Origin of the sequence: Brevibacillus migulae, assembly GCF_004521915.1 — a bacterium.
Classification (GTDB): Bacteria; Bacillota; Bacilli; order Brevibacillales; family Brevibacillaceae; genus Brevibacillus_F; species Brevibacillus_F migulae.
The window spans coordinates 1-23,417 of record NZ_SDKD01000023.1 but is presented as its reverse complement, the minus strand read 5'-3'; the positions used below and the strand labels follow the sequence as shown (position 1 = coordinate 23,417).

The 23,417-nt window shown below is 49.0% G+C and carries 26 protein-coding genes and 2 other annotated features; of the genes, 1 reads left to right on the top strand and 25 read right to left on the bottom strand.

Translation table 11 applies throughout. The features are described 5' to 3' along the window. Positions 1 to 48 precede the first annotated feature (48 nt). From rplJ to EIZ37_RS21165, 16 genes are all read right to left on the bottom strand, one after another. Positions 49 to 564 carry a 50S ribosomal protein L10 gene (gene rplJ / locus EIZ37_RS21240; protein WP_134686772.1) on the bottom strand — a complete coding sequence of 172 codons (516 nt, stop codon included), beginning with the start codon at positions 562 to 564 and terminating at the stop codon, positions 49 to 51. 23 nt (positions 565 to 587) lie between these two features. Continuing rightward, positions 588 to 761: a sequence feature (ribosomal protein L10 leader region), on the bottom strand. Positions 762 to 811: 50 nt separating this feature from the next. Continuing rightward, positions 812 to 1,495: a 50S ribosomal protein L1 gene (gene rplA / locus EIZ37_RS21235; RefSeq protein ID WP_134686771.1), complete on the bottom strand. Its 684-nt coding sequence runs from the start codon at positions 1,493 to 1,495 to the stop codon at positions 812 to 814. A 91-nt stretch (positions 1,496 to 1,586) separates the two neighbouring features. Beyond that, positions 1,587 to 2,012 (bottom strand): 50S ribosomal protein L11, encoded by a 426-nt coding sequence (gene rplK / locus EIZ37_RS21230; protein WP_003392012.1) that lies wholly within the window; start codon positions 2,010 to 2,012, stop codon positions 1,587 to 1,589. Between the two features lie 201 nt (positions 2,013 to 2,213). Further along, positions 2,214 to 2,750, bottom strand: a complete 537-nt coding sequence (gene nusG, locus EIZ37_RS21225; RefSeq protein ID WP_134686827.1) for a transcription termination/antitermination protein NusG — start codon at positions 2,748 to 2,750, stop codon at positions 2,214 to 2,216. A 48-nt stretch (positions 2,751 to 2,798) separates the two neighbouring features. Next, on the bottom strand, positions 2,799 to 3,011 hold the full coding sequence (secE, locus tag EIZ37_RS21220) for a preprotein translocase subunit SecE (protein WP_167569072.1): 213 nt from the start codon (positions 3,009 to 3,011) through the stop codon (positions 2,799 to 2,801). A gap of 32 nt (positions 3,012 to 3,043) precedes the next feature. Then, complete coding sequence (gene rpmG / locus EIZ37_RS21215) at positions 3,044 to 3,193, bottom strand: 50S ribosomal protein L33 (protein ID WP_134686826.1); 150 nt, start codon at positions 3,191 to 3,193, stop codon at positions 3,044 to 3,046. A gap of 292 nt (positions 3,194 to 3,485) precedes the next feature. Next, positions 3,486 to 4,136, bottom strand: coding sequence for an RNA polymerase sporulation sigma factor SigH (gene sigH, locus EIZ37_RS21210; RefSeq protein WP_134686769.1), 651 nt, complete (start codon positions 4,134 to 4,136; stop codon positions 3,486 to 3,488). A gap of 82 nt (positions 4,137 to 4,218) precedes the next feature. Next, on the bottom strand, positions 4,219 to 4,749 hold the full coding sequence (locus EIZ37_RS21205) for an NYN domain-containing protein (RefSeq protein ID WP_134686768.1): 531 nt from the start codon (positions 4,747 to 4,749) through the stop codon (positions 4,219 to 4,221). Position 4,750: 1 nt separating this feature from the next. Next, positions 4,751 to 5,521 (bottom strand): 23S rRNA (guanosine(2251)-2'-O)-methyltransferase RlmB, encoded by a 771-nt coding sequence (rlmB, locus tag EIZ37_RS21200; RefSeq protein ID WP_134686767.1) that lies wholly within the window; start codon positions 5,519 to 5,521, stop codon positions 4,751 to 4,753. Next, positions 5,518 to 5,928: a Mini-ribonuclease 3 gene (locus tag EIZ37_RS21195; RefSeq protein WP_134686766.1), complete on the bottom strand. Its 411-nt coding sequence runs from the start codon at positions 5,926 to 5,928 to the stop codon at positions 5,518 to 5,520. Before EIZ37_RS21195 ends, rlmB begins: the two co-directional genes overlap by 4 nt. 14 nt (positions 5,929 to 5,942) lie before the next feature. Continuing rightward, positions 5,943 to 7,349 carry a cysteine--tRNA ligase gene (gene cysS, locus EIZ37_RS21190; RefSeq protein WP_134686765.1) on the bottom strand — a complete coding sequence of 469 codons (1,407 nt, stop codon included), beginning with the start codon at positions 7,347 to 7,349 and terminating at the stop codon, positions 5,943 to 5,945. Further along, positions 7,330 to 8,004 carry a serine O-acetyltransferase gene (gene cysE, locus EIZ37_RS21185; RefSeq protein WP_134686764.1) on the bottom strand — a complete coding sequence of 225 codons (675 nt, stop codon included), beginning with the start codon at positions 8,002 to 8,004 and terminating at the stop codon, positions 7,330 to 7,332. Before cysE ends, cysS begins: the two co-directional genes overlap by 20 nt. 100 nt (positions 8,005 to 8,104) lie before the next feature. Beyond that, positions 8,105 to 8,359 (bottom strand) — a binding site (T-box leader). 42 nt (positions 8,360 to 8,401) lie between these two features. After that, positions 8,402 to 9,865, bottom strand: a complete 1,464-nt coding sequence (gene gltX, locus EIZ37_RS21180) for a glutamate--tRNA ligase (protein WP_134686763.1) — start codon at positions 9,863 to 9,865, stop codon at positions 8,402 to 8,404. 38 nt (positions 9,866 to 9,903) lie between these two features. Then, positions 9,904 to 10,395, bottom strand: coding sequence for a 2-C-methyl-D-erythritol 2,4-cyclodiphosphate synthase (gene ispF / locus EIZ37_RS21175; RefSeq protein WP_205683871.1), 492 nt, complete (start codon positions 10,393 to 10,395; stop codon positions 9,904 to 9,906). A gap of 2 nt (positions 10,396 to 10,397) precedes the next feature. Continuing rightward, entirely contained in the window at positions 10,398 to 11,087 is a 690-nt protein-coding gene (gene ispD, locus EIZ37_RS21170) for a 2-C-methyl-D-erythritol 4-phosphate cytidylyltransferase (protein WP_134686762.1), read from the bottom strand. 70 nt (positions 11,088 to 11,157) lie between these two features. Beyond that, a complete protein-coding gene (locus EIZ37_RS21165) occupies positions 11,158 to 12,249 on the bottom strand; it encodes a PIN/TRAM domain-containing protein (protein ID WP_134686761.1) in 1,092 nt (363 codons plus the stop codon). Positions 12,250 to 12,535: 286 nt separating this feature from the next. Here EIZ37_RS21165 and EIZ37_RS21160 point away from each other — a divergent pair, with 286 nt between their 5' ends. Next, entirely contained in the window at positions 12,536 to 12,931 is a 396-nt protein-coding gene (locus EIZ37_RS21160; RefSeq protein ID WP_134686760.1) for a DUF1573 domain-containing protein, read from the top strand. A 90-nt stretch (positions 12,932 to 13,021) separates the two neighbouring features. Here the strand turns inward: EIZ37_RS21160 and pssA are convergent, their stop codons facing one another. From pssA to EIZ37_RS21115, 9 genes are all read right to left on the bottom strand, one after another. After that, complete coding sequence (gene pssA / locus EIZ37_RS21155; RefSeq protein WP_134686759.1) at positions 13,022 to 13,750, bottom strand: CDP-diacylglycerol--serine O-phosphatidyltransferase; 729 nt, start codon at positions 13,748 to 13,750, stop codon at positions 13,022 to 13,024. A gap of 104 nt (positions 13,751 to 13,854) precedes the next feature. Then, a complete protein-coding gene (disA, locus tag EIZ37_RS21150) occupies positions 13,855 to 14,928 on the bottom strand; it encodes a DNA integrity scanning diadenylate cyclase DisA (protein WP_134686758.1) in 1,074 nt (357 codons plus the stop codon). 6 nt (positions 14,929 to 14,934) lie between these two features. Beyond that, the gene (radA, locus tag EIZ37_RS21145; protein WP_134686757.1) at positions 14,935 to 16,305 is read right to left on the bottom strand and encodes a DNA repair protein RadA; all 1,371 of its coding nucleotides are present in this window, start codon (positions 16,303 to 16,305) and stop codon (positions 14,935 to 14,937) included. Between the two features lie 153 nt (positions 16,306 to 16,458). Further along, the gene (locus EIZ37_RS21140) at positions 16,459 to 18,912 is read right to left on the bottom strand and encodes an ATP-dependent Clp protease ATP-binding subunit (RefSeq protein ID WP_134686756.1); all 2,454 of its coding nucleotides are present in this window, start codon (positions 18,910 to 18,912) and stop codon (positions 16,459 to 16,461) included. A 31-nt stretch (positions 18,913 to 18,943) separates the two neighbouring features. After that, positions 18,944 to 20,014: a protein arginine kinase gene (locus EIZ37_RS21135; RefSeq protein WP_134686755.1), complete on the bottom strand. Its 1,071-nt coding sequence runs from the start codon at positions 20,012 to 20,014 to the stop codon at positions 18,944 to 18,946. Positions 20,015 to 20,032: 18 nt separating this feature from the next. Continuing rightward, a complete protein-coding gene (locus EIZ37_RS21130) occupies positions 20,033 to 20,569 on the bottom strand; it encodes a UvrB/UvrC motif-containing protein (RefSeq protein WP_134686754.1) in 537 nt (178 codons plus the stop codon). A 30-nt stretch (positions 20,570 to 20,599) separates the two neighbouring features. Next, complete coding sequence (locus tag EIZ37_RS21125) at positions 20,600 to 21,064, bottom strand: CtsR family transcriptional regulator (protein ID WP_134686753.1); 465 nt, start codon at positions 21,062 to 21,064, stop codon at positions 20,600 to 20,602. 245 nt (positions 21,065 to 21,309) lie between these two features. Continuing rightward, entirely contained in the window at positions 21,310 to 21,984 is a 675-nt protein-coding gene (locus EIZ37_RS21120) for an HAD family hydrolase (protein ID WP_134686752.1), read from the bottom strand. A 46-nt stretch (positions 21,985 to 22,030) separates the two neighbouring features. Continuing rightward, entirely contained in the window at positions 22,031 to 23,140 is a 1,110-nt protein-coding gene (locus EIZ37_RS21115; RefSeq protein ID WP_134686751.1) for an MGDG synthase family glycosyltransferase, read from the bottom strand. Positions 23,141 to 23,417: the final 277 nt, after the last annotated feature.

Sequence of the window (23,417 nt, the reverse complement as noted above, 5' to 3'; positions counted from 1 at the left end):
ATCATGAGATAAAGTTTAGTGTTGAAACTTTTGCGTTCGCGACTGCGATTACGCGCCTTGCTCTTCTTTTTGATCCGCAACTGCTTTAACAGCAAGCGCGAAGTTGCGTACAGGTGCTTGGAGCACGCTGAGCAGCATGGACAAGAGACCTTCGCGGGAAGGCAATGCAGCCAGTGCTTTGATTTGATCAGCATCGACTACTTTCCCTTCGATAACGCCACCTTTGATCTCCAGCTTTTCATTTTTCTTCGCAAAATCAGCGAGTACTTTTGCCGGTGCAATTACATCTTCTTTCGAGAACGCAATCGCGTTTGGACCAGTCAGTTGCGCATCCAATTCAGTCAGGTTTTCTTGTGCTGTAGCCAGACGAGTCAAGGAGTTTTTGTAAACCTTGAATTCTACGCCTGCTTCACGCAGTTGTTTACGAAGTTCAGTCACTTGTGCTACTGTCAGACCGCGATAGTCAGCCACGACTGTGGATTGGCTTTCGCGAAGTTTCGTAGCGATTTCGTTAACCGCTTGTACTTTCTCTTCACGGATAACTGTAGGACGAATTTCTGCCATGGAATACACCTCCCGTAAAGCTAATGGATAAAAGCAATGCCCTCGCAGACTTTCGCTCGCGAGGGCATAATGGTTATTTTAAAAGAAACAATCCTGTTTCAATCAAATCTATCCACTACACGCCTCGGAGGGATATTAAGCTTGGCTTGCGAGGCAAGCGAAGCACCTTCTGTCTACGGCATGACACTATACTTTTTTAATCAACATCGACTATACTATCAACTTCTAAACCAGAAGTCAAACGTTATTATTTTACAGCTACGCGTACACCAGGACCCATAGTGGAGCTGATGGATACGTTTCTCATGTAAACACCTTTCGCTGCAGCCGGTTTTGCACGGTTCAACGCTTCAGTCAATGCAGCCAGGTTCTCAGCCAGTTTGTCAGCGTCGAAGGATGCTTTTCCGATAGGAGCGTGGATGTTACCAGCTTTATCAACGCGGTATTCGATTTTACCCGCTTTGATTTCGTTAACAGCTTTGGTTACATCGAAAGTAACTGTACCTGTTTTCGGGTTTGGCATGAGGCCTTTTGGACCGAGTACACGACCCAATTTACCTACTTCACCCATCATGTCAGGGGTAGCTACGACTACGTCAAAGTCGAACCAACCGCCTTGAATTTTGCTGATCATGTCGGATTCGCCTACATAGTCTGCGCCCGCAGCTTCAGCTTCTTTTGCTTTTTCGCCTTTTGCGAAAACAAGAACGCGTTGTACTTTACCAGTACCGTGCGGCAATACAACCGCACCGCGGATTTGTTGGTCAGCCCGTTTAGGGTCTACACCCAAACGGAATGCTGCTTCTACAGTCTCGTCGAATTTCGCGGAAGCCGCTTTTTTCACGAGCTCGATACCTTCAACTACTTCGTATACTTTATTCTTGTCAATCAGCTTAATAGCTTCTTGATATTTTTTACCACGTTTAGCCATCGTAGATAGATCTCCCTTCAATGTGGTCGTAGCGGTTTAATCCTCCCACAAACGCGCGGGGTACAGATGCACCCCGCGGCAACAACGACAATTAGTCTTCGATTACGATACCCATGGAACGAGCTGTTCCTTCAACCATGCGCATAGCTGCTTCAACAGTAGCTGCATTCAGGTCAGGGCGTTTCAGTTCCGCAATCTCACGTACTTTATCGCGCTTCAATGTAGCAACTTTTGTCTTGTTAGGCACACCGGAACCGGATTCGATACCTGCTGCTTTTTTCAAGAGAACTGCTGCTGGCGGAGTTTTTGTGATGAATGTGAAGGAACGGTCTTCAAACACAGTAATTTCTACTGGAATGATCATTCCTACTTCGGACTCTGTACGAGCGTTGAACTCTTTGCAGAAGCCCATGATGTTTACACCAGCTTGACCGAGTGCCGGACCAACTGGAGGTGCAGGATTCGCTTTACCTGCTGGGATTTGTAGTTTAATTACGCGGATAACCTTTTTAGCCACGTAAATACACCTCCTTGCTTCGAATTGTGGTTATGCGGGGGAATACCCCCTCCCACTTTTGGTGTGAAAGCCTCAACGTATGTAAGACTTCCGGATCTATAGTGAGAGTACGGGAAACCGCATCTTTTTAGATAATGTTAGGCATCTCATGAAAACCATCTTGAAATGTACCACATACGTGTCCCAATTTCAAGGTGATTCCTAATCCAGTTTTTGAACCTGCGTAAAGTCCAGCTCTACCGGTGTCTCGCGTCCGAAAATGTCGACCAGCACGCGAACCTTCTGACGATCTGGGTGAATCTCGATGATTTCTCCTGTACGGCCAGTAAACGGACCATCCGCCACACGAACCATATCGCGCAACTCGTAATCCACCCGTATTTTCGGGAGCTCGAAGCCCATTTGCTTGAGAATTGAATCGGCCTCTTCCGGGCGCAACGAAGTCGGTTTAGAACCAGACCCCGAGGATCCGACAAAGCCCGTTACTCCAGGGGTGTTGCGCACGACATACCAAGAGTCGTCTGTCATCACCATCTCAACAAGCACGTAACCAGGAAAAACCTTTTTTGTGACGGTGCGTTTTTTGCCGTCCTTCGTTTCCACTTCTTCTTCCGTAGGTACCAGCACGCGGAAGATCTTGTCTTCCATGCCCATCGACTCAACGCGTTTCTCCAGATTCGTCTTCACCTTGTTTTCATACCCGGAGTAGGTATGAACGACATACCAAGCTTTTTCCATATCCACGAGGACGCTAATCGTCCGTCCCTCCCAAATTCCGAATAGTTACTAGCGTAAGATGAGGTCAATCAAACGAGAAATGCCCAAATCAATCAGCCAGAAAAACACTGCCATGATGACAACCGTCACCAAAACAACTACCGTGTAGGTCGTCAGCTCTTTGCGGTTCGGCCAACGGACTTTTTTCAGTTCAGACATTACTTCACCGAAAAACGAACCTGTTCGGCGAAACCCTGCTCCGATTCTTGCCAAGAAACCCACAGTGCCACCCCCAGACTTCGTCGCGTCCATACTTACTTCGTCTCGCGATGAAGGGTATGCTTTTTATCGCGGGAGCAATATTTCTTCATTTCGATGCGTTCAGGGTTAGTACGCTTGTTTTTTGTAGAGATATAGTTACGCTCACCACATTCGGTGCACGCCAACGTTAAGTTTACTCGCATCATTGCCACCTCCGTCTCATTTCAAACCTGCGTTTCTTACTAAAAATAAAAAAACCTACGGGAAAAACCGCTACTTTTTTCCTGTATCCATCGCAAAGAAGTAACCATAGATAATCTCTCTATGGCTACCTAAACAAATTTATCACACCACTTCGTCCATGTCAACAAAACATCTTGACAACATAACCTTTTTTTGCTCCAAATGCAAATAATTTTTTTTGACGAAAAAACAGGAAAAAAGTCGATTACAGCGAATACTACTTTCAGGACAAAAAAAGAGAGACCCTTAACCTTAGAGGTGGATCTCTCTACCTTCCAGATATCGCTCGAGCTTGCGTTTGACACGTTGCAGCGCGTTATCGATAGACTTGACGTGACGGTCCAGCTCCTCAGCAATTTGCTGATAGGATCGCCCATCCAAGTAAAGCATGAGCACTTGACGCTCCAGCTCACTCAAGATCTCGCTCATCTTTCCTTCGATATCATCAAACTCTTCGCGATTGATAAACAACTCTTCCGGATCGGTGACTTTTGTGCCGCAGATAACATCCAGCAAGGTACGATCGGAATCTTCATCATAAATAGGCTTGTCCAATGAAACGTAGGAATTTAACGGAATATGCTTCTGGCGTGTAGCCGTTTTAATCGCCGTAATAATCTGGCGAGTGATGCACAACTCCGCAAAAGCCTTGAAAGACGTGAGTTTATCTCCTCGAAAATCCCGGATCGATTTATAAAGACCGATCATGCCTTCCTGCACGATATCTTCACGGTCGGCCCCAATCAGAAAATAGGAACGAGCCTTGGCACGAACGAAATTTTTATATTTGTGGATCAGGTATTCCAAAGCCTCAGCGTCGTTATCTTTTACAAGGTCTACAACTTCTTCATCGGACATCAGATCATACTGGGTAAGTTTCAACTCCTTGAGGTCAACGCTCACGACTATCCCTCCGGCGACTGATTTCCCACAACAATATCGTTATTATACATGACGCCATAAAAAAGCGTCAACAAACTCTCTTTTATTCCCTTCGCCATTTTTCGAAAATTTTTGCGATTTCGTCATTGAGCGGAATCCTTGAGCTGAAGCGTTCTTCGTGTGTTTTCTTCACTTGCTCCTTAATTTCTTTCCCTACACTTTCTATGTCTAACAGTAACTCCCTTGCCGATTTGCGCAGGGCACCCTGTCCAAAAATCACCCATTGCGAGGTTAAATCCGACGTTGCTACATAAATTTGTCGATTTTTTTCATAAAACTGGCCGACCAGCTTCTCGATTTTTTCGTCCGCCGTCTCTTTTTCCGCGGTGTAATAAATATCAATCTGATAGTCTTTCAGTTTTTTGCCGATTCCCGGAACCGAATAGGCGTCAAATACGACCAAGACCTTGATACCCGAAAAGCCCTGATATTCAGCCAGCTTGGAGATGAGCAGGTCGCGCGCTTCGTCCATTCGCTCCTGATCTTTCAAAGCGCGCAGCTCGGGCCAGGCCCCGATGATGTTATACCCATCCACAATCAGCAGTGACTTCGACTTTTTGCTTCTGGAAGCCATCTCATTTCACCTTCGATAAGAGCGGGTTCCTCGCACGGTATACTTCGTACATCAGCAGGGCTGCAGCAACAGAGGCGTTGAGTGACGTAACTTGTCCAACCATCGGCAAGCTATACAAAAAGTCACAGTTTTCGCGTACCAGTCTGCTGATTCCTTTGCCTTCACTGCCAATCACCAAAGCGAGCGGCATCGTGTAGTCGCCCTCGCGGAAATCTTGGCGTGCGGATGCATCTGTCCCCGCAATCCAGATCCCTTGTTCTTTCAACTCTTCGATCGTGCGCACCAGATTGGTGACCCGCGCGACCGGAACATACTCCACTGCCCCTGCCGATGATTTGGCCACGGTTGCAGTCAAGCTTACCGAGCGGCGTTTCGGAATAATCACCCCGTGCGCGCCTACCGCATCAGCCGTCCGCAAAATGGACCCGAGATTATGCGGATCCTCCAGCTCATCCAGGATCAACAGAAAAGGAACCTGCTCATTTTCTTTTGCCCGCGCCAAAATATCCTCGACTTCCACGTAATCATAAGCCGCCACTGACGCAATGACGCCTTGGTGGCTTTCCGTTCCTGCCAGCTGGTCCAGCTTTTTGCGGTTGGCCGTCGTGATCACGACTCCCTGATCCTTGGCCAGCGAAAAAATCGGACCCATCAGATTTTTATTCGTCCCTTCGGCCATCCAGATCTTGTTGATCGTCCGGCCGGAACGCAGCGCTTCGATGACCGGATTCTTCCCGACGATCCATTCTTCATTCTTGCGTTCTTCACTCATCCGTTCTGTTCTCCTTCCACTATGGCAAACGCTTGCTGCATGATTTGCGCGATCCGGTCTTCCCGCTCGTGCAAATATAAGTACCCGATCAGCGCTTCAAAAGCCGTGGCATGTCGGTAGTCGATAATATCCGCATTTTTGGCCACTGATCCGGACTTGGCATTTCGTCCCCGTTTCACCACGGATTGCTCTTCTTCTGTCAGCGTCGGCAAGAGCGTCAGCAAAATGCGCGCCTGCGCTTTTGCCGATACGTACCGATTCGCTTCCCGATGCAACAGATTCGGCTTTACCAGACCTCGAGCGATCAGGTGATAACGGACACAGTGTGAGTAAGTGGCGTCGCCCAGGAAAGCCAGCACCAAGGGATTGGCCAATTTGGGGTCACGCGTTAACTCTTCTCTTTGCATGAATCTTGCGCTCCTTACTTGCGACGCCAACGAACGCCCTGTGGTGTGTCTTCCAAAATAATTCCTTTTTCGGTCAGCAAATCGCGAATTTCATCGGATCGCGCAAAGTTGCGGGCTTTTCTGGCTTCCGTACGCTCTGCGATCAGCTTCTCGATTTCCTCATCCAACAGCTCCTCCGCTTGATCAAGCTTCAGACCCAATACTTCCGCAAACTCATGGAACAGTTGGCGATAAGCCTCCAATTGCTCACGGCCAACATTGTCGTTTCGCAGATAGAGGTTGGCTTCTTTCGCCACCTCAAAAAGGACCGTGATGCCGTTTGCGGTATTCAGATCGTCATCCATTTCCGCGATGAATTGCTCTCGCAGGCGGCTGATGGTCGCGCTTTGCTCTTCCGCCAGACCATTGGGTTCCTCCGGCCGGGCAGTTTCCATCCGGTGCAGCACATTGGTGTAAGCCGTCTTGATCCGATCCAGTCCATTTGCCGCCTGATCCAACAAGTCCTGGCTGAAGTTGATCGGCCCCCGGTAATGACCCGAAAGCAAAAAGAAACGGATCAGCTGACCGCTGTAACGTTCGACCAGCTCACGGGTCAACAAAAAGTTCCCCAGCGACTTGGACATCTTCTCGTTGTCGATGTTCAACATGCCGTTGTGCAGCCAATAGCGGGCGAACACCTTGCCCGTCAGGCATTCTGACTGCGCGATCTCATTCTCATGATGCGGAAAGACGAGATCGGTCCCGCCTGCGTGGATATCCATGGTCTCCCCCAGAAACTTCAACGCCATGGCGGAGCATTCAATATGCCAGCCTGGGCGACCTAGCCCCCAAGGACTTTCCCATGTGATCTCCCCTGGTTTAGCAGACTTCCACAGGGCAAAATCGAGCGGACTTTCCTTTTTCTCATTCACTTCCACCCGCGCCCCTGCTTGCAGCTCTTCCAAAGGCTGGTGGGACAGTTTTCCGTATTCATTGAAGCGTCCTGTACGGAAATACACATCGCCTTCACTTTCGTAAGCGAAGCCTTTTTCCACCAGACCTTGGACAAAATCAATGATTTCCGGAATGGTTTCCATGACGCGCGGCTGGATGTCGGGAGGGAGTACATTCAGCGAAGCCAGATCGGCGTTATACGCCTCCGTATAGCGATCGGCCAGCTCCTTCACCGTCGTATTTTCCTGATTGGCTGCACGAATCAGCTTGTCGTCCACGTCCGTGATATTCTGTACAAACGTGACGGCATAGCCGCGATATTTCAAATACCGGCGCAACGTATCAAACACAATGGCCGGACGCGCATTCCCGATATGGATATAGTTGTACACGGTAGGACCGCATACATACATTTTCACTTTTCCCGGTTCCAGAGAAATAAATTCCTCTTTCTGTCTAGTTAGCGTATTAAACAATCGAATGCTCATTTTGCTTCTGTTCCTCCCTTGTTGCTCGCAGCTCCTGCACTTCCTGGCGCAGCTGGTTCACCTCACGTTGCAAATCGCGCAGGATATCCGCAACCGGATCCGGCACGTTGGCATGGTCGAGGTCGCACTTCACGCGCTTGCCATCCTGAATCACGACTCTTCCCTTGATGCCAACCACAGTCGAATTCGGCGGCACTTCCTGCAGCACGATCGCTCCTGCCCCGATTTTGGCATTATCCCCAATTTTGAAAGATCCCAATACCTTTGCTCCGGTCGCGATAATCACATTATTGCCAACCGTAGGGTGACGCTTCCCTTTTTCCTTTCCGGTACCCCCCAGGGTCACTCCTTGGAAAATGGTGACATCATCCCCGATCTCACAGGTCTCTCCGATGACAACCCCCATACCGTGATCGATAAACAACCGCTTGCCAATCGTCGCTCCAGGATGGATTTCGATTCCCGTAAAGAATTTGGCTACTTGTGAAACGATGCGGGCAGACGTAAACCATCCCGCTTTGAATAATTTGTGAGCGACACGATGTGCCCAGATCGCATGCAAGCCCGAATACGTTAGCACCACTTCCAGCTTGCTGCGAGCAGCAGGATCTCGTTCAAATACAACTTGAATATCTTCTTTCAGTTGCTCCCACATCTTTTCCACCTCCAAGAGTAAGCCAATTGCTCACGGTCCATTCATCTTCGAAAAGCAGCACCCGCATATACAACAAACCGCCTCCACGCCTCAAGAAAGGCGCAGAGACGGCTTTTATCCGTGGTTCCACTCTGCTTAAGAAGCTGCTGACCATTACACGCTCGGCATGTCTTCTCACTCATTGTCCCGGATAACGGCAGGAAACCGATCCGTCTTACTGCCGGAGATCATAACCCGGGTTCAGCGGATAGCTCTCAGGTGCATTCCAAGATACTGCGCCGGATGGTTCCCACCTTCCCATCCTCTCTGGGGGGCCGCATTCCTATCTTGTACTTCTCCTGTTCAACGCTTTTTTGATTCTCATAAGCTGTGATATTTCTTTCTATTTTACAGATATTTATGACTTTGTCAGTACACGATTGAGGCGATCCAACACTTTGTCACGGCCAAGCAGGTACAGGGTCTTATCCAGATCGCGTCCGTGAATTTGTCCTGTTGTAGCTACGCGGATCGGCATAAAGAGCGCCTTTCCTTTGAAGCCTGTCGCTTTTTGCACATCTTTCAGGATCGTCTTGATGGTATCGACAGTATATTCCGGAGCATCCTCGATGTGCTGTTTCAACGAAGACAGGACAGCCGGTACTTGCTCCTCCAGCATGACGCCTTTTGCCTCCTCATCGTACACCACTTCATCCAGGAAGAAAAGGGCTGCCAGCGGTACGATTTGGGCGCAGTAGGACATTTGCTCCTGATAAAGAGCCACCACCTGTTTGACCCATTCATATCTGTCCGCGGAAAGCTCTTCCTCGATAAAGCCTGCTTTTTGCAGGTGAGGGAGGCACAATTCGGTAATGAGTTCAACCGGCTTGCTTTTCAGATAGTGATTGTTCATCCAGTTCATCTTGGCCGTATCGAACACAGCCGGCGATTTGCTGACACGATCAAACGAGAAGCGCTCAATGATTTCATTCATCGAGAAAATTTCTTCCTCTCCACCTGGCGACCAACCGAGCAGCACAAGGAAATTGACAATCGCTTCTGGCAAGAAGCCCAGATCACGGTATTGCTCGATGAACTGCAGGATGCTTTCATCCCGTTTGCTCATTTTTTTGCCTTCCTGATTCAAAATCAGGGCAAGGTGGGCAAATTGCGGTGCTTCCCAGCCAAATGCTTCGTAGATCATCAATTGGCGTGGCGTATTGGACAAGTGTTCTTCCCCGCGCACCACGTGGCTGATTTTCATCAAGTAGTCATCGATTACCACGGCAAAGTTATAGGTCGGGATTCCGTCGGGACGACAGATGACGAAATCTCCCATTTCTTTTGATTCAAAAGTGACCTCGCCGCGAATCATATCGTTCACCACATAGGTGCGGTCATCCGGTACCAGGAAATGAATCGAAGGCTGCCGTCCTTCTTTTTCATATTGCTCCCGCTCTTCTGGAGTCACATGACGATGCTTTTCAGCGATTTTCGGGGTTTCCCCTTTGGCAAGCTGCTCTTCACGCTCCGCATCCAGCTCTTCCTTGGTTGCATAACAGTAGTATGCTTTTCCTTCTGCGAGCAACTGATCAATATAGCCGCGATAGATGTCCAAACGATCCATTTGACGGTACGGTGCGTACGGCCCGCCGATATCGGTGCCTTCGTCCCATTCCACACCGAGCCATTTCAGGTTTTCCATCTGTCTTTGATCGGCATTTTCCACGTTGCGCAATTGATCCGTATCTTCAATCCGCACGATGAATTTGCCGCCGTTTCGCTTTGCGTACAGGTAATTAAACAGCGCAGTGCGGGCTCCCCCAATATGTAAATGCCCGGTCGGACTGGGCGCATATCTCAATCGGAATTCCTTCGTCATGTAAAGACACCATCCTTCATGTTCTCTAACAGTTAATGTTACACCTCGGAATCAGACTTGACAAGCAAGCATACAGCTTGCGCCGCGATTCCTTCTCCTCTTCCGGCAAAACCCAGCTTCTCGGTAGTGGTCGCCTTAACATTTACCTGAGAAAGCTCCTTTGCTTCCAGCGCCTTGGCAATCACCTCACGCATTTGCGGAATGTACGGAGCCATTTTTGGCGCTTGAGCAATGATGGTCGCATCTACGTTGCCCAGTCGGTAGCCGCGTTCTTTCACCAGCTTCCAGACATGCTCGAGTAGCTTGACGCTGTCTGCATCCTTAAAAGCGGGATCCGTATCCGGAAAATGACGGCCGATATCTCCTTCGCCGATCGCTCCTAGCAGCGCATCACTGATCGTATGCAGCAAGACATCCGCATCGGAATGACCCAGCAATCCCTTTTCATAGGGAATATGCACGCCTCCAATGATACAAGGCCTCCCTTCCACCAGTTGATGCACGTCGAAGCCTTGTCCAATTCGTATCATCGCTACATTTCTCCCCTTCTCCGTCGTATGATCTCTTCACCCATCCACAAATCCTCAGGTGTCGTCACTTTCATATTTTCGTAGCTGCCGCGCACGACCTTGACCGGATGTCCGATCCATTCGACCAGCATGGCGTCATCCGTCCCCATTTTTCCAGCTGCCTGTGCAGCCTCATACGCCTCGCGCAGTAGGGAAAGACGAAAAGCTTGTGGGGTCTGCACAGCCCACAAGCTCTCCCGTGCCGGCGTCGTTTCAACGGTCCCCGCAGGTCCAACCACTTTGATCGTATCTTTTACCGGCACCGCCATGATGGCCGCCTGGTCAATCAGCACCTGATCGATAATCGCATCGATCTCTTCCTTTGTCACAAACGGTCGGGCTGCGTCATGGACCAGTACGTAGGTGCAATTTTCAGAAAGTGCATCCATTCCAAGCCGCACACTATCCTGTCGCTCCGCTCCTCCGAGCGTTACTTTTACCGGATATGCGGTCTCTTGCAGCCATGCCCGGACATCCTCTTCATCAGACTGGCTAACCACCAGCACCACTTCGGATATTTTTGCATGAGTGCAGAACAGCTCTACGGCATAAGAAAGGATCGGTTTTCCACCCAGCGAAAGCCACAGCTTATTGCGGGCAGCTCCCATCCTTTTTCCGGAGCCTGCCGCTACGATCACGACGCCTATATCCACAAAAATCCTCTCCATGACTACAGTGTCCGCCACAGCATGCAGCCATGGCGGACCGTTATTTCTGTTTCGTTTACAATGCTTTTTCCAGCAGCTTCGGCTTGGCAAAAATCATCCGGCCTGCTGATGTTTGCAAGACGCTTGTCACCAAAACATCCACGTCAGAGCCGATATACTCTCGTCCGCCCTCGACGACGATCATCGTGCCGTCATCCAAGTAAGCGACACCTTGCCCGTATTCTTTACCGTCTTTAATGACCTGCACGGTAAGCTCTTCTCCTGGCAGCACTACCGGTTTCACGGCATTGGCCAGATCGTTGATGTTCAGGATCGGCACACCTTGCAATTCGCATACTTTGTTTAAGTTGAAGTCATTGGTCACTACTTTTCCGTTCAGGAGCTTCGCCAGCTTGATCAGCTTGCTATCCACTTCGGATACGTCTTCAAAATCGCCTTCCCAGATCTGCACATTCACTTTCAATTCTTTTTGGATCTTGTTGAGAATATCCAGTCCGCGTCGACCGCGATTGCGTTTCAAGGCATCAGAGGAGTCTGCAATATGCTGCAGTTCCGCCAACACAAACCCTGGAATGACCAAGGCCCCTTCAATGAATCCGGTACGGCAAATGTCAGCGATGCGGCCGTCAATGATGACGCTGGTGTCGAGAATTTTATGCTCAACGTTTGCGGTGATATTATTGCCATCCTTCTTTGCTTTTTCCTTCTTGCCAATCGAGAATACCGCCATGATTTCATCCCGTTTGCGAAAGCCGACCTGAAACCCGAGATAGCCAAGCAAACCGGATACAAGCAGCGGCAGCAAATCTCCAACGACTGGGATCGGGATACTGCTGATGGGCAGGAATAATAGAAAAGCAACAATAAGACCAATAATCAACCCTATCGCCCCGAACATCACATCGACGATCGGCAGCTTCAAAAGCATCTCTTCTCCCCAGTGAACGGTGTTTACGATGTAATCAACCAACCGATTGCTGACCAGGAACAGCAACACCGCGCCGACGACTGCGGCGATATACTGCGGCCCCGGAATTGCGCCGAAATTCAGCCAAGTGTTAAGTGCATCGAAAATATCGACCCCATAATGAAAACCAAGTCCTCCGCCGATTACAACGAAAAAGATTCTACAGATACGCTTTAACACGTTGTCACCTCCTCTTATTAATATAGACAGAAGCTGTAAAGAAAAACCCTGTCTTCCTTGAAAGTTTGTTGAATGTCATACGGCTTTCCCCCACTATAACAAAAGGTATTTTACTGTGTCAAATAGCCAAAAATTTTAACATATACACCAAATTATCGTCAACAACCAAATCGTTTTCCTGTTTTTCACGGTTTGACATACTCACGCTCCACTCTTTATAATTAGCAGTGAGTAACTGACAAAAAATTCTGACGATACGTTCAACTTAGAGTAGGGGTGAATCAATATGGGAACCAATTATTTGGACCAATTCCAAAAACAGGTAAGTCAATTGCTGATACGCCACCGCAGTGTGCTTGATGTCCTCTCAAAAACGCAAGAAGCTACCTCCCGAATCAATCGTTCGCTGACCAAAGCGATTACCGAATGCGGTTGTGTAGAAGTAACCGCGAAAAAACAACCTATTGATCCAGACAAAAGCCTGCATGAAAACCGCCCGAATTTGGAGACCCATTTCACAGGTCCTCTATGTGAACATTGTAAAGAAGTTCTCACTGCTGAAATTGGAAAAAGTCTGTTCTATCTGGCCGCGCTTGGCAACATTACCGATATCAAGCTTTCCGACGCTGTCAAAGATGAATCTGATAAGCTCAACACACTTGGTGTCTTTAATCTTTCTTAACGACCCTATATGTTCTACGTATGATCCGCCCAAAAGGTTTCATTGGAAAACCCCGCTTACTTGCAAGCGGGGTTTTCGTATGCTTGATCGTTATTCAAACGGGAGTGTTTCTTCCTCGTTTTGTTTTTTCTTTTTCCATTTTTTCATTAAAATCTCAACGTTTTTTTTTATTCCATACAGTGCATAAAAGGCCAAAGGCAGGAAGACAATTTTCGGAAACTGTGACGGGTAATAAATCGCAAATACCACAACAATCGCGATAATCAGCGGTGTGATCCAGTAGGCTGCCTTAGGAATCCCGACTTTTTTGAAATTCGGGTACTTAATTGACGATACCATCAAGAAGGAAAGCAGCAGCATGCTTGCAGCGAGCAAAATCAGGTTGAAAACTTCATGGTACAGCGCCAAGGTAGCCAATACACCACCTGCTGCTGTGATCGGCAGACCTGTAAAATAGCCGGGCGTACCAGCCTGTACATTAAACCGGGCCAATCGCAACGCCCCACAGATTGGAAAAATCGCGGTAATAATAATACCGATAATCGCCATGTGCTGAAGAGTGACCACATACATAATGAACGCGGGTGCGACTCCAAAGGTAATGACGTCAGACAACGAATCCAATTCCTTGCCGAACTCGCTCTGCGCATTGAGCATCCTCGCCACGCGTCCGTCAAGTCCGTCCATCAACATACCAATGATGACTGTAATCGCTGCATAATCGACATATTCATTGCCTTGAAAAGCGAGGATAATCGCTACGATTCCCAAAAATAAATTGCTTACGGTCAGCATGTTCGGCAGTGATTTCACGAACATAGACTACCTCCTGATTCGTTGTGTAAAGGGCCATCTCTTTTCGGTTTCAAGGATTGCCTACACGACTTAGTGGAAAAACAATAATGCTTCTATACTATTTTACATCAGATGTGTCTGTCAATGAACACCTGTTCTTGGATCCGCTTTAGCCCCTCTTTGATCGCTCGGGCGCGAATGCCGCCAATGCCTTCCACATCGTCTAGTTCCTCGATCGTTGCCATCATGATGCTGGAGAGATTATGGAAATGATGAACCAGGTTGTTGATGATCGCGATCGGCAGCCGTGGTATCTTGTGCAGAATCCGATAACCTCTCGGTGTGACCGACTCCTCCAGCAAATTATGATGGTGCTGATACCCCAGCAATCTCAGGAATGACCCCATTTCCACCAGCTCATCTGCCGTCAAGCGTTTCATTTCCTTGATAATCTGTTCAGGATGGATGTCATCATTGCGGCTATAGTCCCGTATCAGCATGATGGCTTCGTTTTCGATATTGGAGACAAGCTCCTCCAATTGCATGCTGATGAGACGACCCTCTGTCCCCAATTCATATATATATTGGGTAATTTCTGAACGGATGCGTAAAACCATTTCAATTCGCTGCAGTACGGACCCAACTTCAAAAAGTGTAACCAATTCCTCGAATTCCAATGCACCCAAATTGGTCAAAGCTTGATCAAGCACTGATTTGTACCGTTCCAATGTGGATATGGCCTGATTCGCCTTGGTCAAAATCACACCAATGTCCCGCAATACATAGCGAAAGCTGCCCTTGTACAGCGTAATGACATTCCGCCTTTGGGAAATGGCGATGACCAGATGGTGGCTCTGCTTGGCCGTACGCTCTGCCGTCCGATGCCGGGTGCCCGTCTCCGTGGACGGAATGCTGGAAGGGGGAAAGAGCTGTGCGTTGGCGTACAGGATCCGCTTCGCATCCTCACTAACTATAATGGCTCCATCCATTTTCGCCAATTCATATAGATTGGCGGGAGTAAAGTCACAGTTAATGGAAAAGCCACCGTCTACGATTCCTTTCATCTCAGGACCGTATCCGACCACGATAAGCCCGCCCGTTTTTGCGCGCAATACGTTCTCCAGACCTTCGCGAAATGGAGTCCCTGGTGCTACAAACTGAAGGACTTCGTTGATATCTTCTTGCTTCCTTACATCTGTCATGGTGTTTTACCCCCTCAGCACCTCGTGCAAGGCCTCCGAAATGTTTCGAACTCCAACCAGCTCGATATCGGCAGGCGCTTCCAAACCACGAATATTCTTTTCAGGGAGTATTACCCGTTTAAAGCCAAGCTTATGCGCTTCTCTGACACGTTGCTCAATCCGAGATACGCCCCGCACCTCACCGGTCAAGCCGACTTCTCCAATCACGACGTCGTGCGGATTGGTTGCGTGATCACGAAAGCTGCTAGCGATGGAAACGGCAATCGCTAAGTCGATGGCCGGCTCATCAAGCCGGACGCCCCCTGCGACATTCACATAGGCATCCTGGTTTTGCAGCATGAGACCTACCCGCTTTTCCAAGACGGCCATGATCATGGCAATTCGTTGATGATCAACCCCTGTAGCCATCCGGCGAGGTGTTGCAAAGCTGGTAGGGGATACCAACGCCTGAAGCTCAACCAACACCGGGCGCGTACCTTCCATACTCGCTACAACCGTGGAGCCGGCAACACCGACCGGGCGTTCCGCCAAGAAAATCTCTGAAGGATTGGCCACTTCCTCCAAGCCACGCTCCTTCATTTCGAATATCCCGATCTCATTTGTGGAACCAAAGCGATTTTTCACCGCACGCAATATCCGAAACGTATTATGCCGTTCTCCCTCGAAGTACAGCACCGCATCGACCATATGCTCCAGCATCCGCGGGCCTGCGATGGCTCCTTCCTTGGTCACGTGGCCCACAATGAAGGCAGCGATCCCGTTTCCTTTCGCGATTCGCATGATATGGGCTGTCGTTTCACGCACCTGAGCCACACTTCCGGCTGCGGATTGGATGGCAGGATGAAAAACCGTTTGGATCGAATCGATAATGATGATTTGCGGCTCAACCTGATTGACCTGCTGCTCGATCAGCTCCAGGTCATTTTCAGCCACCACATACAGCGGTGGGGTGTCCGATCCCAGCCGATCCGCTCGCAGCTTGATTTGCTTCACCGATTCTTCACCCGATACGTACAGCACTTTATACCCTTGTCGTGCAAGGGCAAAAGAAGATTGCAGCAACAGCGTAGATTTTCCGATCCCCGGATCTCCGCCCACAAGCACAAGGGATCCCGGAACCAACCCTCCGCCTAACACTCGATTCAATTCTCCAATGGTCGTGTCAAACCGTGGTTCCTCCTCGCCAGCCACCTGCGACAACGGCAAAGCAGCTGCCTGCTTCCCGTTGTTTAACGATTCATGCCGGGACGAGGTCGACTTGACGGTCATTTCCTCTACCATCGTATTCCAATTATTGCAGCCTGGACATTTTCCCATCCATTTGGGACTTTCATAGCCACATTCTTGACATGCGTATTTGCTTTTATACTTTGACATCGTCTATGTGCTCCTGTCATTCCCATTTCCATTCTTTCGATACAATGCTAACCTCTCTTGATTATGCCTCTCCTTTGCTTTGACGTAAAGGTGAATGGAGAGGAAAAACGAAAAGGGCTGCCCCATTTTTGGGACAGCCTCGTTTCCGAATCATCAGGTTGTTGTCGTTTCCAACCGTTTCACAACCAATTTGCCGTCTTCCGCATCGATATTGACCGTATCGCCTTTGTGAATGGTTCCCCTCAAGAGTTCTTCACTCAGCTTGTCTTCGATATTGCGTTGAATCGCACGGCGCAATGGACGCGCCCCGTACGCAGGGTCGAAGCCTTCTTTGGCCAATACCTTTTTCGCCTCTTCGGAGAGCTGGAAGTCGATCTCCTGCTCTTTCAGGCGTTTGCGGAGCTCGTCGGTCATGAGCGTAACGATTTGCTCGATATGCTCCTGCTCCAGAGAGTGGAAGACGATCACTTCGTCAATCCGGTTGAGGAATTCAGGACGGAAGCTCTTCTTCAGCTCATCCATGACTTTATCCTTCATATCCTGATACTTTTTCTCGGTATCGCCTGTCGTAAAGCCAAGGGACGTATTTTTCTTGATCATGCTTGCACCCACGTTGGAGGTCATGATCACGACGGTATTGCGGAAATCTACCGTGCGTCCTTTGGAGTCGGTCAGACGGCCATCATCCAATACTTGCAGCAGAATATTGAAAACATCCGGGTGAGCTTTTTCGATCTCATCCAACAGAATGACCGAATATGGCTTGCGGCGTACTTTTTCAGTCAATTGTCCGCCTTCGTCATAACCGACGTATCCTGGAGGTGCCCCGACCAGACGAGCAGTCGAATGTTTCTCCATGTATTCGGACATATCGATCCGGATCATCGAGTCCTCATCGCCGAACAAGGCTTCGGCTACGGCACGCGCCAGCTCGGTTTTCCCTACCCCGGTTGGGCCGAGGAAAATGAAGGAGCCGATTGGACGCTTCGGATCTTTCAAGCCTGCACGGGCACGGCGCACAGCGCGGGAAATGGACTTCACCGCTTCATCCTGACCAATCACGCGGTCATGCAGGATTTCTTCCATTTTCAGCAGACGCTCTGTCTCTTCTTCCTTCAGCTTCACGACTGGAACTCCTGTCCAGTTGGCCACGACAGATGCGATATCCTCTGGAGTAACCTCCATGTTCAGCTTGCCTTGGCGCTCTTTCCAGTCTTTCTTGGTTTTATCCAGTTCCTCACGCAGCTTTTGCTCTTGATCGCGCAGAGCAGCTGCTTCTTCAAACTCTTGGGACTGAACAGCCGCATCCTTTTCTTTTCGTACCTCTTCCAAGCGAGCCTCGAGCTCCTTGAGATTTGGCGGTACCGTAAAGGATTGCAAGCGTACCTTGGAGGCTGCTTCGTCAACCAAGTCAATCGCCTTGTCAGGCAGGAAGCGATCGGTGATGTATCGGTCGGACAGTTTCACTGCCTGTTCGATGGCTTCATCTGTGATTTTCACACGGTGGTGAGCTTCGTAACGATCACGCAAGCCGTGCAAAATGCGAATGGCGTCTTCCACATTCGGTTCGTCGACCTGAATCGGTTGGAAACGGCGCTCCAACGCGGCATCTTTTTCAATGTATTTGCGATACTCGTCAAGCGTAGTTGCCCCGATGCACTGAAGCTCGCCCCTCGCTAATGCTGGCTTCAGGATGTTGGAGGCGTCAATTGCGCCTTCTGCTCCGCCCGCACCGATCAAGGTGTGCAGCTCGTCGATAAACAGGATGATGTTTCCTGCCTGACGAATTTCATCCATGATCTTTTTCAGCCGGTCTTCAAATTCCCCGCGATATTTGGTGCCCGCCACAACAGTCCCCATATCGAGCGTCATGACGCGCTTGTCACGCAGTGTTTCGGGAATTTCGTTGTTCACGATCTTTTGTGCCAGACCTTCCGCGATCGCGGTTTTCCCTACGCCCGGCTCCCCGATCAGGACCGGGTTGTTTTTGGTGCGTCGGCTCAGCACTTGGATAACCCGCTCGATTTCTTTGGTGCGTCCGATGACCGGGTCCAAGCCGCCTTCGCGTGCATGGGCGGTCAAATCGCGCGCCAGGCTGTCGAGCGTGGGAGTATTTGCGTTCGGATTATTGCCAGCTGGCTGATGGGAGGACATCATTTCAGAGCTACCCAAGAGCTGCAGCACCTGCTGACGTGCCTTGTTCAGGCTCACGCCCAGATTGTTCATGATACGCGCCGCGATACCCTCGCCCTCGCGGATCAACCCGAGCAAGATATGCTCAGTCCCCACATAGGTGTGACCCAGCTTGCGTGCTTCATCCATGGAGAGCTCAATGACCTTTTTGGCCCGAGGCGTATAATTCGGTGTATAGTTGGTATTGTTGCCTTGTTCGGTGCCACGGCCAATGAGCGATTCCACTTCGCTTTGGATCTTATCAAGACCGAGCCCCAGCGATTGCAACGCCTTGGCTGCAATCCCTTCCCCTTCCCGAATCAGGCCCAGCAGCACATGCTCTGTACCAATATCCTTGTGACCGAGGCGAACTGCCTCTTCCAATGCCAGCGCCAACACCTTTTGCGCACGTTCGGTAAATCGTCCAAACATCATAATGAATGCACCTCCTGTATACTCTATTCCTTTATGCCATGTCTTTTGAAGTTAGCTTTTCTCGTATGAGCCGTGCTCTGCGCTCATCACGCTGTTCCGGCGTCAATTTTTGTCCTGCATGATGCTGCAGGAATCCGGGCTGCGTCATCACCAGCAGTTCATTGCAAGCAAATGTAGATACATTTTTTATTATGCCAATATCTATGCCCAGTCTGATATCCGATAAACGCTGCGATGCTTCTTTTGATTCCACGGTACGCGCATAGAGCAGGATCCCGTAGGAACGGTAAATGCGATCCTCCAACGCGATGCGCGAGTGCTCTTGCAAGTAGCGGCGGGCTGCGCGCTCCTGTTCAATGATCTGGTTAGCGACACTGAACAGGTTGGAAAGAATATCGGTTTCCGACATCCCCAGCGTCACCTGATTGGACAGCTGGAACAGGTTCCCCAATGCTTCGCTTCCTTCTCCATACAACCCCCGGACGACCAAGCCCACTTGATTGATGGCTTGCAGGATGCGGTTGATCTGCTGGGTCATGACGAGAGCCGGCAGATGAAGCATGACCGATGCCCGAATACCGGTTCCTACGTTGGTCGGACAGCTGGTCAAGTACCCCCGTGTTTCGTCAAACGCATAATTGAGGACTTTTTCAAACACATCATCGATCTTGGTCCCGATCTCCCACGCTTCATTAAGCTGGAATCCCGGCAGGAGCACCTGGATGCGGATATGGTCCTCCTCGTTCACCATGATGCTGATGGATTCGTCCTGGTTTAGCAAAACAGCGCCTTTTCGCGATTCCTCCGCCAAGTTCGGGCTGATCAGGTGTTTCTCTACCAGCACCTTTTTCTCTAGCGGATTCAGTTCATCCATGCGGATCAGTTCAAACTGTCCACGCGCTTTCATGGCGTCACTCTGCGCTACCTCTGTTACTTTATTGACAACCTCTTGGGCCTGGGAATCGGTCGCTAACATGGGAAACGGATGCTGCTGCAGATTTCGTGCGATCCGCAGCCTCGTGCTGACCACGATATCCGCTTCCGGTCCTGTCGCTTTCATCCAGTTGCTCCAAGGGTGCTGCATGAATCGTTGTTGCGTCATTCCTGCCACCTCCTCGCATTACGATTGGGCGATTTTTTGTTCCAAGGCTTTGATGCGATCGCGGATCTCTGCCGCTTTCTCAAATTCTTCCTTGGCCACATATTGCTGCAGGGCTGATTTTAATTGATCCAACTCTTTGCGTACCTTGATCTTGCCTCCGGTACGCTCGGGCACTTTCCCGATATGCTGGGTATTTCCATGAATACGTCTGAACAGCGGATCCAGACGATCCCCTAAAAAACGATAGCAATCACTGCAACCAAAGCGGCCGCTTTTGCTGAACTGCGCATAGGTTAATCCGCATGTTTCACAGCGAAGCGGTTTTTGCGTGCCAGCGGTTCCTTCCTTCGCTTGGCTGCCTTCCTTTTTGATCATCGGGTCAAAATTGAGCAACCCGGATAACAGCTGGTTAATGCCAAAGTTGCCAAAGCCTCCAAATACGTCGCCTTTTTCTTTTGCACACTGCTCACAAATATGATATTCCGTTTTTTCCCCATTGACGATCTTGGTCAGGTGCAATGTTGCTGGACGTTTCCCGCATTCTTCGCAATTCATACGGGACTCCCCCTTCCTGATTATGAGCTGTTAGCGAAACAGAATAGTTGTGATCATGTTTTTCAAGATATTGGCACGGAGCCGATCACGTAAGAGCGATTCTACCTGAAGAACATCCCGGGAGGTCGCCACTTTCATCAAAGCTGCCTCTCGTGCATTGATCAGACCTTCTTCATACAAACGCTCAATAATCGCATAACCGACAGCCTGTGTAATGCTTTCGCCAATTAATTCCTGGGTCAACAGTTCCTGCAGCTTGCTCTTGTTGACAATCTGCACTTTACGGATCCGGATATAACCGCCGCCGCCCCGCTTGCTTTCTACCACATAACCTTTTTCCATGGTAAAACGGGTATTGATCACATAATTAATTTGTGAAGGCACACATTGAAAAGATTCGGCTAGCTCACTCCGTTGAATTTCAACGGATCCATCCGGGCTTTCCTGCAGTATACGCTTTAGATACTGTTCGATCACATCCGAGATGTTTCGCAAAATGCCTCCTCCTTGCTCCAACGTAAAAATATTGACTTTGACTATCTTTGACTTTAATTATAATCATTTTATTTTTTTCTGCAAGAGGGTGCCATTCACTTTTATTGTTGTCAAATCCGACTCGCTTGAAACAAGCGGCGTCCACTGATTTATCAGCCGGTAGGATTAAAACTTGACTTGGTGGATCCTTCGTTCGTTTCACGAAAAAAACCATTCCTCGTTTCGGAATGGTTTTCTTGACCTGATTATGATGTCCCAACTTCAAACGGAAGATGAGCCGTTAACTGCGAAAAGTGACGGATGATTACATCGGCGCCGTCCAACTCCCCTTTTTTCGCAAAACCAAAATCACATCCGATCGTAAAGAGGCCGTTTACTTTCCCTGCCTCCACGTCAGAATGGCGATCTCCTACCATGACTGCTTGCTTGATCGGATAATCCTTGAGCAGTTTGGCCACCAGATCATTCTTAGACTTTGTTTGAAAGCGCCCTGCTGAATACAGATCCGTAAACAGGGAGCTGATCTCGAATTGCTTGCATATCGAGTCAATGTAGTCTTCAAGCCCGTTGCTTGCCACAAACAGTGAAACACCGGCCTTTTTTAACTTCTCCAATTGCTCACGGACTCCTGGATACAGATCACATGCCCCTTCCTTGAGCAATTCCTTTTCATGCTTCAACAACCATTCATTGGCCAACTCTTTGGTCTGGCTGTCTGCTCCTGGTAGCAATTTGTCCCAAAGCTGCTCAATCGTCATACCCAGCACATTGAGGAATTGTTCATCGGTCGGAATCTGTCCTGTCCAAAGATGTTTTTCCTGCAGTTCAGCAAACGTACGGTGAAATGCGGGCAGCGCCAGCTTCTCTGTTTGTAATAGCGTGCCGTCCATGTCAAAAAACACAGCATGTGAAATCTCCATCACGGGCCACCTTTCCCTATTCCCTGCCTGTTGCTGCATCGCTTTTTTAGTTATATCCAGCCATGTCAGCTTGAATGAATTGGGCTATTTTTATGGACGCATCCGGCTTCGCAATTCTCTTCGCCATTTGCGACATATGGTTGGCTTTGTCTTGATCCTCAATGAGATCTTCAATAAAGTAGATCAATTGCTCCGTTACATTGGCATGGAGCGCGCAGGAATTATTCAACAAAAAATGGCTGTTTCGTTCTTCCTGGCCGGGAAGCGGGTTATAGACTATCATGGGCACCTGCTTGCTGAGAACTTCCGCGGTCGTTAATCCGCCTGATTTTGTCACGATTAAATCAGCGATATGTAAGTATTCATGAAAATTCGATATAAAGCGCAGCGGCACCACCTCGTGCCGGTATGTCCCTTCTGCCACCTTGCGATACAGCTTGTCATTCAATCCGGTTAACACAAAGGTTTTCAGCGGCCTTTCGATTTCTTCAATGCCTTCCAATACCTTTTCCATCGGGCCAAGACCCAGACCGCCTCCTGACAAAATGAGGCATTTCTGATCCGGCTGCAACGCAAACTTCCTGCGCAATGCGTCCGCATCCAATGGTTCCAAAAAGTTTTTGGTGATAGGGATCCCGAGCGGCTTGAATTTCGAATAATCCTGGCGGTAAATGTCAACCAGATAATACAGCTGCTCATGGGCTATAAAGTAATAATTGATATGATGATTAATCCAGGATGGATGGATCGTATAGTCGGTAATAATCGTGTAAATGGGCTCTTTCCAATCATTTCGCCCTTTTAACACGGAAAGCATACAGCTTGCAAACGGATGGGTCGCTATAAACGCATCTGGCTGAACGCTATTGATGAGTTTTTTTAATTTATTTGCCAGCAATTTATTGACGAATACATTCACATCGAAAAAGCGGGTTTTCTCGGTATTATGATAGATCTTTCCCCACATACGCGGTGAGATTCGCAGCAAATTCATATAGCCTTCCAACAGAATCTTGTGGAACGTCGGACTGATATACTCCAAGGTATCAATCACCATGGATGTATAACCAACATCCGCCAAGCTTTCCTGGATGGCTTTTGCCGCTTGATTATGGCCATTTCCGATAGAAGCGGAAAAGATCAGGATTTTTTTCATTAGACTTCCCTTCTTATCCTTGTTCTTAGGCTACTCTCACTTTATATGCGCTCGCCTTCCATGTTAGTCTAGATCGAAGTAGAATCGCAAGGAAATATCATCGAGGCTTTCTGTCAATTTATGCAACAAACTATGGATCTTTTAAATTTCATTCTTATCCACCAAAAAAAGCCCCAATACCCGATGGGTATCAAGGCTGTTCGTTGCACCTTCAAAACTGGATACGCAGCAATTTATGCACAAGGACGTGCTTACGTCTGTGTTGCGACAGGATGTC